We start from the raw sequence: 14278 nt of genomic DNA on the forward strand, positions 1-14278 counted from the left end.
TGCTGGTCCTAGTTGACGGTGTCGGGGTGGGAGCCGGTGCGCTGGTTCCGGTCGAGGCCTGCGAGCGCGGCCATGTCCGCCGCGGACAGGTCAAAGCCGAAAACATCCAGGTTTTCGCGGAGGCGCGGTTCTGAGGATGCCTTGGGGATGGCGATGTTGCCCAGTTGCATGTGCCAGCGGAGGATTACCTGCGCGGGCGTCCGGTGGTGGGCGGCCGCAATGCCGGCGATGCCGGGATCCGTGAGGACCTGGCCGCGGCCCAGCGGACTCCACGCCTCGGTCCGGATCCCCAGGGTGGCGTGTTTGGCCCGGAGCTCCTCCTGCTGCAGCCAGGGGTGCAGTTCGACCTGGTTGACGGCGGGGACCACCTCTGCGGTTTCCAGGAGCCGGTCCAGGTGGGCGGGCTGGAAGTTGCTGACGCCGATCGCGCGGACCCTGCCTTCCCGGTAGAGGGTTTCCAGGGCGCGGTAGGTCTCCCGGTACAGGTCCTTGGCCGGGCACGGCCAGTGGATCAGGTACAGGTCGATGTAGTCCAGGCCCAGGTTGACCATGGACGTGTCGAAGGCCCGCAGGGCGGCGTCGTAGCCATGGTGGTCGTTCCAGAGCTTGGTGGTGATGAACAGGTCCCCGCGGGCCAGGGAGTTGCTGAGCTCGCCGGAACCGCCGCTGCCGGCCGGACCGCCCAGCAGGGGCGACAGCCCGCGGGCCACGCCGGTCTCGTTGCCGTACATGGCTGCCGTGTCGAAGTGTCGGTAGCCGGCATCCAGGGCCGCTGCCACGAGATCCGCGGTCCCCGCCGCCGGAACCTTGTAGAGCCCGAAACCGAGCTGGTCAATCAGCACGCCGTTGTTCAGGCCAAGCCGGGGTGAGGTTCTCATGTCCACGACTCTACCCACTTGCCGCCGCGAGCCCCTCAAAGTCCACCAGCCGCCGCGCAGTGGCCTCGTCCAGGATGAGGTCCGTGGCCAGGCCTGCTGTGAGCGCGCCCCGGAGGCCGTTGATCTTCGATTCCCCGGAGACCACGCAGATCCTCCGCCGGACCTGCCTGAGCTGCGCCAGGGAGGGGCCGGTGGAACGCTCGTTGAGCACAATGCCGTCCGAGGAGCCGTCGCCGCGGAAAAACACCGTTGCAACGTCGCCCACCACGTCCGAGGTGGCCAGGATATTCAGGTCGCTTTCGTCCAGGTAACCGCCGGCGTAGACGTGGCTGGGGTAGTCGGCGTCCACGGAACCGACACCGAAAATGGCGATGCTCATCTTGGCCTGCAGTTCGAGGATCCGCTGCACGCTGCGCTCATTCCACATGGCCGTTTTGGTTCCGGCGTGGTCGAAGAACGCGGGCACCGGGAACTGCTCCACCCGTGCACCGTAGGCACTGCCGAAGCGGCGCATGATGTCGCTGGCGTACGTGATTCCCGTGGTGTGCATGTTGCCCGCGCCGTTCAGCTGGACGATCACGCTGTCGTGCGTGATCTTCCGGGTGAGGTGCCTGCTGACGGCGCTCAGGGTGGAGCCCCAGGCCACGCCGATGATGGCGTTCGAGTCCACGATGGGCCCGATGGTCCGGGCCGCCTGCATCGCCACCCGGTCAAGGGTTTCGGCCTCGTTGAGCGTTTCCAGGACCGGAACCACGTGCACGTCCACGTTGTAATGGCGGCGGATCATGCCTTCCAGCTCGGGTCCGGTGTCCAGGGGATTGCGGATCTGGATCTGCACCAGGCCTGAGTCCCGGGCAGAGGAAAGCAGCCGGGAAACGGTGGAGCGGGACGTCCTGAGCTCGCGGGCGATGGCATCCATTGTGAGGTCCTGGAGGTAATACATCTGCGCAGCCCGAAGCGCGTCGGAATGCCGGGAGGGGTCCATTGCAGGTCCGTTCTGCACGTTTGTGCATAGAGCTTGACGCCATTTTCCATTATTCAAAAGAATAGTTGTAAAGGCGGCACACCTCCGGGCGGCCGCACCGCACCAAGCCCAAGGGAGTCGTTTTGGGACCGAAGGAAACACCCGCAGAACCAGCAGCCGCGGCACCGCAGCCGGGCGCTGAACGCACCTCAGTGCACAACCTCCGCCGGCGGCCGCACGCCAAGGTGCTGGTGGTGGGCGGCGGCATCAACGGTGTGGGAACGTTCCGCGACCTGGCGCTGCAGGGCGTGGACGTTGCGCTCGTGGAACGCGGCGACTACTGCCAGGGCGCCAGCGGAGCCTCCTCGCACATGATCCACGGCGGCATCCGCTACCTGGAAAACGGTGAGTTCCGGCTGGTCCAGGAGTCGGTGGTGGAACGCAACCGGCTGCTCCGCATTGCCCCCCACTACGTGAAGCCGCTGCAGACCACCATCCCCATCTTCAGCACGTTCTCCGGCATCCTGTCCGCACCGGCCCGCTTCCTGACCCACAAGCAGGGCAAGCCCAAGGAACGCGGCGCGTTCCTCATCAAAGTGGGCCTGAGCCTCTACGATTCCTTCTCCCGCGACGGCGGCACCGTTCCCCGGCACCAGTTCCGCGGCCGGAAGCGTGCCCTGGCCGAGCTGCCCCGCCTGCGGCAGGACGTCAAGTACGCGGCCACCTACTTCGATGCCTCGGTGCACAACCCCGAACGGCTCACCCTCGACGTCCTCCAGGACGGCGAAAAAGCTGGCCAGTCCGGCTCCGCCGCGGCCCAGGGCGACACCGCCCGGGCCAGCAACTACCTGTCCCTGGTATCAACGACGGAGCAGCCCAACGCCGGCACCGGCCGCGGCAGCACGGTCCGGCTCCGCGACGAACTGACGGGGGAGGAGTTCGACTTCACCGCCGACGTCATCGTTAACACCACCGGCGCCTGGGTGGATCAGACCAACGGGGCCATGGGATCGGCGTCGACCTTTATGGGCGGCACCAAGGGCTCGCACATTGTGCTGGACCATCCCGCCCTGCTGGACGCCTGCCAGGGCCGGGAAATCTTCTTCGAGCACACCGACGGCCGGATCGTCCTGATCTACCCCATGGGCGACCGCGTCCTGGTGGGCACCACCGACGTGGACGCGGACATGGCACAGGACGCCGTCTGCACCGACGAGGAGATCGACTACTTCTTCGAACTGGTGGGCCACGTCTTCCCGGACATCCCCGTCTCGCGGGAGCAGATTGTCTACACCTTCTCCGGCGTCCGCCCGCTGCCCCGGCACGATGCAACCCAGCCCGGCTTCGTCTCCCGCGATTACCGGATTGAACGCCGCGGCCCCGGTGCCGGCGCCCCGCAGGCGGCGCCCGTCCTCAGCCTGGTGGGCGGCAAATGGACCACGTTCCGGGCCCTGGCCGAGCACCTCACCAACGATGTCCTGGCCGAACTGGGCGAGCAGCGCAAGGTGTCGACGGCGCAACTGGCCATCGGCGGCGGCGCCGGCTTCCCGGCCGACGAGGCCGGGGTTCAGGCCTGGATCAAGGCGCACATGACAGCAGACCGGGACGCTGACCGCACGGCGGGGCTCCTGACCCGCTACGGTACCCGCGCCGAAGCCGTCATGGAGTTCCTTGACGCCGCGCCGGACCGTGCCCTGCACTCCACCCGCGAACTGAGTGTCCGGGAACTGGAGTTCATGGCCGCCAACGAGCAGGTGGGCCACCTCGTGGACATCCTGGTCCGCCGCACCTCCCTGGCCTTCCGGGGCCTGGTGACCGGCGAACTGCTCAATGAAATGGCCGATGTCCTGGGCGCCCCGCTGCACTGGGATGCCGCCGCCAGGGCCGCCGAAGTGCGGCACGCCCAAGAGGTGCTGCAGCGGTTCCACCGCGTGGAAATCCACAGCCTGGTCGCCTGAGGCCGGACTGACCGCCGGGGCGGCAAACCGCCCCGGCCCAACGGCCCCCAACCCGCAGGGGCCAACAACAGAGATAATAGGAGTCAAAGATGTCTCTTGGAATTGTGTTCCTTTCCGAGCTCTTCGGAACGGCGATGGTCACCCTCCTGGGTTGTGGCGTCGTCGCAAACGTCGCCCTTCGGGGGACGAAAGGAAATAACGGCGGGTTCCTGATGGTCACCTGGGGATGGGGAATTGCAGTCTTCGCCGGTGTGTTTGTCGCCGCCAAGTCCGGCGCGCACCTGAACCCGGCCGTCACCCTGGGCAAGCTCACCAACGGCGGCGCCACCTACGCCCCGGACGTTCCCATTTCGTTAGCCTCCACGGTGACCTACCTGGGCGCCGAACTGCTGGGTGCCTTCATCGGCGCCGTGGTCTGCTGGCTCGCCTATAAGCAGCACTTCGACGCCGAACCCGAGCCCGCAGCCAAGCTTGGTGTGTTTTCCACGGGCCCCGCGATCCGGGCCACCCCGTGGAACCTGGCCACGGAAATCATCGCCACCTTCGTCCTGGTCTTCGTTATCCTCGCCTTCGGCGGGACCCCCTCAGGCCTTGGCCCCCTCGCCGTGGCGCTGCTCGTCGTCGGCATCGGCATCTCCCTCGGCGGCCCCACCGGCTACGCCATCAACCCGGCCCGTGACCTCGGTCCCCGCATCGCCCACGCCCTGCTCCCCATCAAAGGCAAGGGTTCCAGCGACTGGAGCTACGCCTGGATCCCGGTGGCAGGCCCCCTGGCGGGCGGGGCCCTGGCCGGCCTCGTGGCCAAGATTGTGCCGATCATTTTTATCGCCGCTGCCTGACCTGACCCACGGGCGCTTCAGCCCAACCGCTCCACCAGCCATGAACCGTCACTCACTGACAAGACAAGGACGTCACCATGAACCAGTACGTAATCGCCATCGACCAGGGCACCACCAGCACGCGCGCCATCATTTTTGACCACAGCGGGGCGATCGTCTCCTCCGGCCAGATGGAACACGAGCAGATCTTCCCGCAGGCCGGGTGGGTGGAACACAACGCTGCCGAAATCTGGAACAACACCCGGGAGGTCATTGCCTCCGCCCTGTCCAAGGCGAACCTGACCCGCCACGACATAGCCGCCGTCGGGATCACCAACCAGCGCGAAACCGCCGTCGTGTGGGACAAAACCACCGGCGAGCCCGTGTACAACGCCATCGTATGGCAGGACACCCGCACGCAGGACATCGTCGATGAACTGTCCAAGGACGGCGGCGGGGACCGGTTCAAGCCAAAAGTCGGCCTGCCCCTGGCCACCTACTTCTCCGGCACCAAAATCAAGTGGATCCTGGACAACGTGGCCGGCGCCCGCGAAAAGGCCGAGGCCGGCGACCTGGTGTTCGGCAACACCGATGCCTGGGTCCTGTGGAACCTCACCGGCGGCGTTGACGGCGGCGTCCACGTCACGGACGTCACCAACGCCTCCCGCACCCTGTTTATGGACCTCGAAACCCTTCAGTGGGACGAGGAAATCCTCGGCATCTTCGGCGTCCCGCTCAGCATGATGCCCGAGATCCGCTCCTCCTCCGAGGTCTACGGCCAGGTCCACGGCTCCCAGCTGCTCCGCGAAACGCCCGTCGCCGGTATCCTGGGCGACCAGCAGGCCGCCACGTTCGGGCAGGCAGCGTTCCAGACCGGCGAAGCCAAAAACACCTACGGCACCGGCTGCTTCCTCATCTTCAACACCGGTGAGGAAATCGTCCACTCCAAAAACGGCCTGCTCACCACGGTCGGCTACAAGCTTGGCGACGCTGCGCCGCACTACGCCCTGGAAGGCTCCATCGCCGTCACCGGTTCCCTGATCCAGTGGCTGCGCGACAATCTCGGCCTGATCAGCAGCGCACCGGAGGTGGAAACGCTTGCCGCCGCCGTCGAGGACAACGGCGGCGTGTACATCGTCCCGGCCTTCTCCGGCCTCTTCGCCCCCTACTGGCGCTCCGATGCCCGTGGCGCCATTGTGGGGCTCACCCGGTACGTCAACAAAAACCACATCGCCCGGGCCGCGCTGGAATCCACGGCGTTCCAGACCCGCGAGGTCCTCGACGCAGTCAACGCCGACTCCGGCGTGCCGCTGACCGAACTGAAGGTCGACGGCGGCATGGTCGCCAACGATGCCCTGATGCAGTTCCAGGCGGACATCCTCGGCGTTCCCGTCATTCGGCCCAAGGTCGTGGAAACCACCGCCCTGGGCGCCGCGTACGCTGCGGGCCTCGCCGTGAACTTCTGGAAGGACCTCGGCGAGCTGTCTGCCAACTGGTCCGAAGACAAGCGGTGGGAACCCCAGCTGGACCAGGCCGAGCAGGACCGCCAGCTGCGGCTCTGGAAGAAAGCCGTCACCAAGTCCATGGACTGGGTCGACGAAGACGTGAAGTAGCTCCGGCTTAGAGAGAGGGGCCGGTGACTCCCGCCCGCCCGCTTCGCGGTGCCCACCACACCATGGCGGGGAGTCACCGGCCCCTCTTTTCGTATCTTCGCTGAAGCGGCTGATGTTCATGCGGCCGGAGCTAATTAGGTGCGCTAAAGTGGATTCATGCGTGCGATCCTCTTGCTTAGTCAGCCGCCGGGTGTCCGAAACATCGGATAGCTGAGCGGCAGCCCCTCCATGGAGAGGGGCTTTTGTGTGTCCGGGGTACTTTCCGGGCCGGCAGCAGGAGGATCAGGCCGTTATGGCAGTACAGATGCCGTGACAGAACAGAAGAGGGCAGCAGTGGGCGTTCAGCCGGAGACCAAGACCGGAACAGCAGCATCAGCAGCGGAGGCGCCCGAAGAAGGCGCCTACAGCTTTACCGCCATGGAGGCCAGATGGCCCAAGGTGTGGGACGACCTCCAGGTCTTCACTCCTGTGGATGACGGCTCGAAGGAACGCCGCTACGTGCTGGACATGTTCCCGTACCCGTCCGGCGACCTGCACATGGGCCACGCCGAAGCGTTCGCCATGGGCGATGTCGTGGCCCGCTACCTCCGCCAGCAGGGCTTCGACGTGCTGCACCCCATCGGCTGGGACTCCTTCGGCCTGCCCGCGGAAAACGCCGCCATCAAGCGCAACGCCCACCCCAGCGAGTGGACCTACGCCAACATCGACACCCAGGCCGCGTCCTTCAAGCGGTACGCGATTTCCGCTGACTGGTCCCGCCGCCTGCACACCTCGGACCCCGGCTACTACCGCTGGACCCAGTGGCTGTTCAAGCGCTTCTACCAGCGTGGACTGGCCTACCGCAAGGATTCCCCGGTCAACTGGTGCCCCAAGGACCAGACGGTGCTGGCCAACGAACAGGTGGTCAACGGGGCCTGCGAACGCTGCGGCACCATCGTCACCAAAAAGTCCCTGAACCAGTGGTACTTCAAGATCACCGACTATGCCGACCGGCTGCTCGATGACATGGAGCAGCTCCGCGGCCACTGGCCCGAGCGGGTCCTGGCCATGCAGAAAAACTGGATCGGCCGCTCCGAAGGAGCCCACGTCACGTTCGTGATCGAGGCCGACGGCGAAAAGCCCGCCAAGGACGTCACGGTCTTCACCACGCGCCCGGACACCCTGTACGGGGCAACGTTCTTTGTGGTGGCCGCTGACGCGCCGATCGCCGTCGAACTCGTCACCGCAGGACACGCCGACGCCCTGGACGCCTACCGCGAACAGGTCAAAGCACTCTCCGACATCGAACGCCAGTCCACGGAACGGGACAAAACCGGCGTCTTCACCGGCCGCTACGCCATCAACCCGCTCAACGGCGAGAAGCTGCCCGTCTGGGCCGCCGACTATGTCCTGGCGGACTACGGCACCGGTGCCATCATGGCCGTCCCCGCCCACGACCAGCGCGACCTCGACTTTGCCCGGACCTTCGATCTGCCCGTGCGGACCGTCCTGGATACCGGCGAGGAGGACCCCTCCGTGTCCGGTACCGCAACGGCAGGGGAGGGCACCCTGGTCAACTCCGGCGAACTGGACGGCCTGCCCAAGGCTGAGGCGATCCCCGCCGCGATCGCCATGCTGGAGCGCCAGGGTACCGGTGAGAAGTTCGTGAACTTCAGGCTGCGCGACTGGCTGCTGAGCCGGCAGCGGTTCTGGGGCACCCCCATCCCCATCATCCACTGCCCGTCCTGCGGCGAAGTCCCGGTCCCGGACGACCAACTGCCCGTAACCCTGCCCGCTGACCTGCGCGGCGAGGATCTGTCCCCAAAGGGCACCTCCCCGCTGGCCGCCGCCGAAGCGTGGGTCAACGTTGACTGCCCCTCCTGCCACGGCCCGGCAAAGCGCGATACGGACACCATGGATACGTTTGTGGACTCGTCCTGGTACTTCCTCCGGTTTGTGTCCCCGGACTTCACCGAGGGCCCGTTTGATCCGGCGAAGATCAACGACTGGATGCCGGTGGGGCAGTACGTGGGCGGCGTTGAGCACGCCATCCTGCACCTGCTGTACGCCCGGTTCTTCACCAAGGTCATCAACGACCTCGGCCTGATCGAAGCCAACGAGCCGTTCAGTGCGCTCCTGAACCAGGGGCAGGTGCTTAACGGCGGCAAAGCCATGAGCAAGTCCCTGGGCAACGGTGTGGACCTCGGCGAGCAGCTGGACAAGTACGGTGTTGACGCCGTCCGCCTGACCATGGTGTTCGCCTCCCCGCCCGAGGACGACGTGGACTGGGCCGATGTTTCCCCGTCCGGGTCCGCCAAGTTCCTGGCCCGGGCCTGGCGCCTGGCCCAGGACGTCACCAGCGGAGCGGGCACCGATGCCGCATCAGGTGACCGGGCCCTGCGCTCCGTGACCCACAGGACCATCGCGGACGCTGCGGAACTGCTGGACGCCAACAAGTTCAACGTGGTGGTGGCCAAGCTGATGGAACTGGTCAATGCCACCCGCAAGGCCATCGACTCCGGCGCCGGCGGCGCTGACCCGGCCGTCCGGGAAGCCACCGAGGCCGTTGCTGTGATCCTCAGCCTCTTCGCCCCTTACACGGCCGAGGACATGTGGAACGTCCTGGGGCACCCCGCCTCGGTCGCGAACGCCGGCTGGCCCGAACATGATCCGGCCCTCTTGGTCCAGGACACGGTCACGGCAGTCGTCCAGGTCCAGGGGAAGGTCCGTGACCGCCTCGAGGTGTCCCCGGACGTCTCCGAAGACGAGCTGCGTGAACTGGCGCTGGCATCGGACAACGTCCAGCGTGCCCTCGACGGCCGCGGCATCCGCACCGTAATCGTCCGGGCCCCTAAACTGGTCAACATCGTCCCGGCCTGACCGGGAACCGGCCGCCCTTCCCGGGCGGCCGGCCACCAGACCAGGAGGCCCCCTTGCCCGAGAGCAATCCGGTTGCGTGGCCCTGGTTCCGGGCGCGCCTGGCGGGACTTCGCCCGGCGCCCCGGCCCGCACCGGTCGCCCCCGGGGCGCCGCGGGTGCGGACCGCCGTCGTCACTGACTCTGCAGCCGCGTTGCCGGTGGACTGGGCGGCCACCAACGCCCCGGACGGCGCCCTCACGGTCATTCCCATGCCGGTCATGGTTGGCGCTGATATCTATGGCGAGGGTGAAGACGACATCCTCGAAACCATCGCCCTTGCCCTGGCCGCCGGAAAAGCCGTCAAAACGTCCCGGCCTTCACCCGGACAATTCGAACAGGCGTACCGCACGGCCGAGCGGCTCGGATTCGAGTCGGTGGTCTCGATCCATCTCTCAGGTGACCTGTCCGGCACCGCTGATGCGGCCCGGCTTGCGGCCACCAGGGTGCAGATCCCCGTGGAGGTAGTGGACTCCCGGACGGTGGGCATGGCGCAGGGCATCGCCGTCCAGGCCGCTGTCCACGCCGCGTCTGCGGGGGCGGAGGCTGCCGCGGTAGCGGCAGCAGCAGCCGACCAGGCCGGCCGGACGTCTGTCCGCTTCTATGTCCCCAGCCTTGAGCAACTGCGCCGGGGCGGCCGCATCGGCGCCGCGGCGTCCCTGGTGGGGACCATGCTGGCCATCAAACCGCTCCTGGCCGTGGACGGCGGGAAGATCGTGCCGCTGGAGAAGGTCCGCTCGGCTGCAAGGGCCGTGGCCCGGCTGGAGGAACTGGTCGCGGCCGAAGTTGCGGCGCACCCACTGCCGGTGCCACGGCTGGCGCTGCACCACTTCGGCAATCCCGCCGAAGCCGAGGCACTGGCTGAGCGGCTTGCCGTGGCCTTGCCGCAGTGCGCCCCGGCGCAGATCAGCTCACTGCCTGCTGTGCTTGCCGCGCATGCGGGGTTGGGCGTTCTTGCCGTTATTGTGGCGCATGACGCACCTGGCGATCAATCCGGTGGATCCTGGCCCACTGGAGCGGGGTTACCACTGTCGCTTTGAACGAAGGGGCAGAGCCGGGATGACCCAAATGCCCTTGGTATTGCTTTTGGTACTGCGTGATTTACCTTGCCTGCAGGAGAATATCCCGGTGGCTGATTCCAGGCAGTATCGTTCGTAAGCCGGTTACGGCCGGACCCTTTCCTGCCGCAGTGTCCACATAGGATCACGGCCCCCTGTTGCCGGGCGGGCCGGCTTCCTAGCGTGGAACCATGTCAGGCCGGGAATCTCGTGCAGCGCGCCCGCCGGCGCGCCACGCGCCGGCCCGGCTGGAAGCGACCGTGGGAAAGTCTCCGGGGCTGCTGGCCGATGTGGCAGGGGACCCGTTCGAATACCGGAACGCCGGTTCTGCCGGTGGGAAAGAAAACGCGGAAGTGCCCTCGGCCGGCGGCCTGCGGGGCGCGAGGCTCCGGTGGCGGCTTGGCCTGCGCCTGGCTGTGCTGCTCGGAGTCCTTTCGCTCCTAGCCGGTGCCTGGTTTTGGTGGCTTGCGGCTGCCGGGCAGCCCGGGATCCTTCCGCTGGGAGCGGAGTCGGCGGCAGGACCCAGCCCTGCCGCAGACGGCGGGGATCCGGACCGGGAAAACACGCCGGACGCCGGTCCGGAACCGTCAGTGCCCGGCGCCGCGGCAGCTGTGGACGTTGTGGTGCACGTGGCCGGGGCCGTTGGCCGGCCGGGAGTTGTCCGGTTGCCCGCCGGCAGCCGGGTCCAGGACGCAGTCACCGCGGCAGGCGGAAGCGTGCCCGGCGCGGATCTGGACCTGCTCAACCTGGCGCTGGTCCTGGTGGACGGGCAGAAAATCCTGGTGCCGGTGGCGGGGGAGCCGTTGCCGGCCGCCGGTGGCGGCGCCGGCGGGGACAGCGGCCTACCCGACGGCCCGGCCCCGCCCGTCCTGAAGGTCAACCTGAACACGGCGAACGCCGAAACGCTGGCGACACTGCCCAAGGTGGGTCCTGTACTGGCGCAGCGGATCGTGCTGTGGCGCAAGGAGCACGGGCCGTTCAGGACCACGGCGGAACTCGATGCCGTGGACGGTGTAGGACCCAAGCTGCTCGAGGCGCTTCTGCCTTTGGTCACGGTCTGACATGCGGCCGCGGATCCATCGGGGGTGCCCGTGACCGGCACTGGCCGGTCCGGCCGTAAAAGCCCGTGGAGCCGGTATGTGGACTCGGCGGTCCAGGGACCGCGGCCCGCGCCGGACGGTAGCCAGGTCGGGAGGCCCGGTGCCGTGTCCACCTCGGCACGCCAGCGCCGTTACGACGCCTTCCTGGACCTCCGCCGGCGGGTACTGCCGGCAGCAGCGGCGGCGTCGCTGGATGACGGCAAGGCAAAGCCTGCCGGCCCCGGCACCCGGAGGCGGACCGATCTCCGGCTGGTGCTCCCCGCACTGGCCGCTTGGGGCGCAGCAGTCGCGGGGCTCTGGCTGCCGCCGCTGGCCCTCGGTTTCGCGTGTTGCCTGCTGCTCGCAGCCTCGGCTGCGCTCCTGGCCGGCCACCGTTACGGTCGGCGCACCGTGCGCCCGGTGGGGCGTGGCGGCCGTTCGTTCCCCGCCACCGCCGCCGTCGCGCTGGCCCTGGCCGCCACCGTTGCCGCCCACGCGGCGGTGGCTGCGGGCCAACGCACTGACGGTCCGCTGGCTGACGCGGTCGCTGCCGGAAAGTCGGTGGTGGCGTTGGTGGAAGTGGCGGCAACGCCCAAAGCCCTCAACCTGGCGGGCCATTCTTCCGGACCCCAGCGATGGGCGGTGCCCGTCTGGACGGTGGAGATCAGCACCGGCGGTGTCCTCGTGCGCACCAGGGCGCAACTGCTGGTGATGGGCGGCGGGGCCTGGGGAGCCGCCGTACCGGGCCAGCAGCTACGGGCCGCAGGCAAACTCCGCGCGCCGGGTCCGGGAAGTCTGGAAACCGGCATCCTTGCTGCTTCCGCAGCACCCGCCACCATGTCCGACGGGGCCGGGCTGAACGCAGCGGCCGCGGACCTGCGGGCCCGCTTTGTGGCTGCCTGCCGGTTCCTGGGCCCGGATGCCAGCGGGCTGCTGCCGGGCCTGGTCACCGGCGATACCAGTGCTCTGGACGAAGACCTCGTGGTTGCCATGAAATCGGTGGGCATGACCCACCTGACCGCAGTATCCGGGGCGAATTGCAGCCTGGTCCTGGGCGGACTGCTGGTGGCGGCCCGAAGGTTCCGGCTGCCGCGGGTGCCGGCGGCCGGCGTCGCGCTTGGTGGCCTTGGATTGTTTGTGGTGCTGGTGGGCCCGGAGGCAAGCGTCCTCCGCGCGGCCGTGATGGGCGGCGTTGCCGTGGCAGCGCTGGCCTGTGGGCGGTCCGGTCGCGGCCTGAGCTTCCTGTGCCTGGCCGTGATCGGGCTGCTACTGGTTGATCCGGGGCTGGGCGGCAGTTTCGGGTTCCTCCTGTCCGTCCTGGCAACATTGGGCATCATCGTGCTGGGCAGGCGGCTCATTGAATGGACGCCCGCGGCAGTTCCGCGCTGGATGGCCGCTGCTGTTGCGGTGCCGCTGTCCGCCCAACTCCTGTGCGGTCCGGTCACGGTCCTGCTGCAGCCCGGATTTTCGACGTACTCGCTCCTGGCCAACGTGCTGGCCGCCCCACTGGTGGCGCCGGTGACGCTGCTGGGGACTGCGGCGGTTCCGATGCTGGCGGTGGCGGAGTGGTGGGCTGTTCCCCTTATTGCCGGTGCCGGCTTGTTCAGCGCAGGCGTGGCCGCCATTGCACGCCTCGCGGCCGCGCTGCCTGCGGCCACGGTGCCGTGGGCCGAGGGGATCCCCGGCGTGCTGTCCATGGCCCTGCTCTCCGCCCTGACCTTCGGAGCTGTGTGGGCCTCAGTCCGGCCGCGCAGGACGGCGCGTATGGTCCTGGCCTGCCACCGGCACACCGAACGGCTGCTGGCACAACTGGAAACGTGGGGACGGACTGGCCCGGCCCGCTTCCCCGGGCGCCGCCGCTTGGCCGGACGGCCAGGACATGGCAGGGTTGGAAACTCCACAAAACTCTCCGGAAGGAACCCCCGATGGCCGCTGCGCAAAAACGGGCACCCAGCTCACCGGCAGCCAACATGGCCTCGTGGCGGGACGTAAGCCCTGCCGCGATCGTGCTGGTAGGCGGGCCTGAGGAGTACCTGGGGATCCGTGCCATGGACAGGGTCCGGGCGCAGGTCCGCGTGGCTGCCCCGGATGTGGAAGTGAGCCGCATCAACGCTGCAGCCTATGAACCAGGCACCCTGCTGATGCAGGTCAGCCCCTCGCTCTTCGGCGAGAGCAAGCTCATCGAGGTCGAAGCCGTTGAGTCCATGAATGAAGCGTTCCTGACCGATGCCCTGGCCTATCTTGGCAGGCCGGAGGAGGACGCGGTCCTGGTGCTCAGGCACGGTGGGGGAGCGCGCGGCAAAAAGCTGCTGGACGCCATCCGGAAGGGTGGCTGGCCCGTGGTGGACTGCCAGCCCCTGAAGAAGGACGCTGAAAAAGCCGCTTTTGTTGTCTCGGAGTTCAAGGCGGGCGGCCGCCGGATAGAGCAGGAAGCAGTCCAGGCGCTGGTCAACGCAGTGGGGGCCAGCCTTTCCGAGCTTGCCGCGGCCTGCAGCCAGCTGATTGCGGACGCCGGCACCACCGTGACCTCGGAGCTTGTGGACCGCTACTACGGCGGACGCATCGAGGCCACCGCCTTCAAGGTGGCCGACGCCGCCATGGCCGGGAACGGACCACTCGCGCTGTCCACCCTTCGGCACGCCCTCGCCACCGGCGCGGATCCCGTCCCGTTGGTTGCCGCGCTTGCTGCAAAGCTGCGGACCGTGGCACGCGTGGCCGGGGCGTCAGGCTCGTCGGCCCAGATCGCCGCCGAACTGGGCATGCAGCCCTGGCTGGTGGAACAGGCCCAGCGGGATGTCCGGCGCTGGACCCCGGACGGCCTGGTCCGGTCCATCCAGGCCACAGCTGAGGCCGACGCCCAGGTGAAGGGACTGTCCAGGGATCCCGTTTATGCCGTGGAGCACGCCGTGACGGTTATCGCCATGTCGGTCCAGGGCCGCTGACCCTTCAGCGAGGAACGGCCCAGCACGTTAAAGATGTGTGGCCGGCACCTCACGGTACCGGCCACAACCATCA

General features: G+C 67.9%; 10 protein-coding genes. 8 read left to right on the top strand and 2 right to left on the bottom strand.

Going from position 1 to position 14278, the window contains the following annotated elements; translation table 11 throughout:
• Window positions 1–8 precede the first annotated feature (8 nt).
• Window positions 9–878 carry an aldo/keto reductase gene (locus ASF72_RS09220; RefSeq protein WP_050684676.1) on the bottom strand — a complete coding sequence of 290 codons (870 nt, stop codon included), beginning with the start codon at window positions 876–878 and terminating at the stop codon, window positions 9–11.
• A 10-nt stretch (window positions 879–888) separates the two neighbouring features.
• Window positions 889–1863: a sugar-binding transcriptional regulator gene (locus tag ASF72_RS09225; protein ID WP_050684677.1), complete on the bottom strand. Its 975-nt coding sequence runs from the start codon at window positions 1861–1863 to the stop codon at window positions 889–891.
• A 122-nt stretch (window positions 1864–1985) separates the two neighbouring features.
• Here ASF72_RS09225 and ASF72_RS09230 point away from each other — a divergent pair, with 122 nt between their 5' ends.
• From ASF72_RS09230 to holA, 8 genes are all read left to right on the top strand, one after another.
• Window positions 1986–3800: a glycerol-3-phosphate dehydrogenase/oxidase gene (locus ASF72_RS09230; RefSeq protein ID WP_050684678.1), complete on the top strand. Its 1815-nt coding sequence runs from the start codon at window positions 1986–1988 to the stop codon at window positions 3798–3800.
• Between the two features lie 89 nt (window positions 3801–3889).
• Window positions 3890–4639: an MIP/aquaporin family protein gene (locus ASF72_RS09235; RefSeq protein ID WP_056598203.1), complete on the top strand. Its 750-nt coding sequence runs from the start codon at window positions 3890–3892 to the stop codon at window positions 4637–4639.
• Window positions 4640–4716: 77 nt separating this feature from the next.
• On the top strand, window positions 4717–6231 hold the full coding sequence (gene glpK / locus ASF72_RS09240) for a glycerol kinase GlpK (RefSeq protein ID WP_056598206.1): 1515 nt from the start codon (window positions 4717–4719) through the stop codon (window positions 6229–6231).
• 333 nt (window positions 6232–6564) lie between these two features.
• Window positions 6565–9090 (top strand): leucine--tRNA ligase, encoded by a 2526-nt coding sequence (gene leuS / locus ASF72_RS09245; protein WP_056598218.1) that lies wholly within the window; start codon window positions 6565–6567, stop codon window positions 9088–9090.
• Between the two features lie 53 nt (window positions 9091–9143).
• Window positions 9144–10166, top strand: coding sequence for a DegV family protein (locus ASF72_RS09250; RefSeq protein WP_050684682.1), 1023 nt, complete (start codon window positions 9144–9146; stop codon window positions 10164–10166).
• Between the two features lie 278 nt (window positions 10167–10444).
• On the top strand, window positions 10445–11245 hold the full coding sequence (locus tag ASF72_RS09255; protein ID WP_235504686.1) for a ComEA family DNA-binding protein: 801 nt from the start codon (window positions 10445–10447) through the stop codon (window positions 11243–11245).
• 144 nt (window positions 11246–11389) lie between these two features.
• Window positions 11390–13255 carry a ComEC/Rec2 family competence protein gene (locus tag ASF72_RS09260; protein WP_235504687.1) on the top strand — a complete coding sequence of 622 codons (1866 nt, stop codon included), beginning with the start codon at window positions 11390–11392 and terminating at the stop codon, window positions 13253–13255.
• Complete coding sequence (holA, locus tag ASF72_RS09265; RefSeq protein ID WP_056598220.1) at window positions 13189–14205, top strand: DNA polymerase III subunit delta; 1017 nt, start codon at window positions 13189–13191, stop codon at window positions 14203–14205. The genes ASF72_RS09260 and holA overlap by 67 nt, the downstream gene beginning before the upstream one ends.
• Window positions 14206–14278 lie beyond the last annotated feature (73 nt).

The organism is Arthrobacter sp. Leaf141 (assembly GCF_001424565.1).
Classification (GTDB): domain Bacteria; phylum Actinomycetota; class Actinomycetes; order Actinomycetales; family Micrococcaceae; genus Arthrobacter.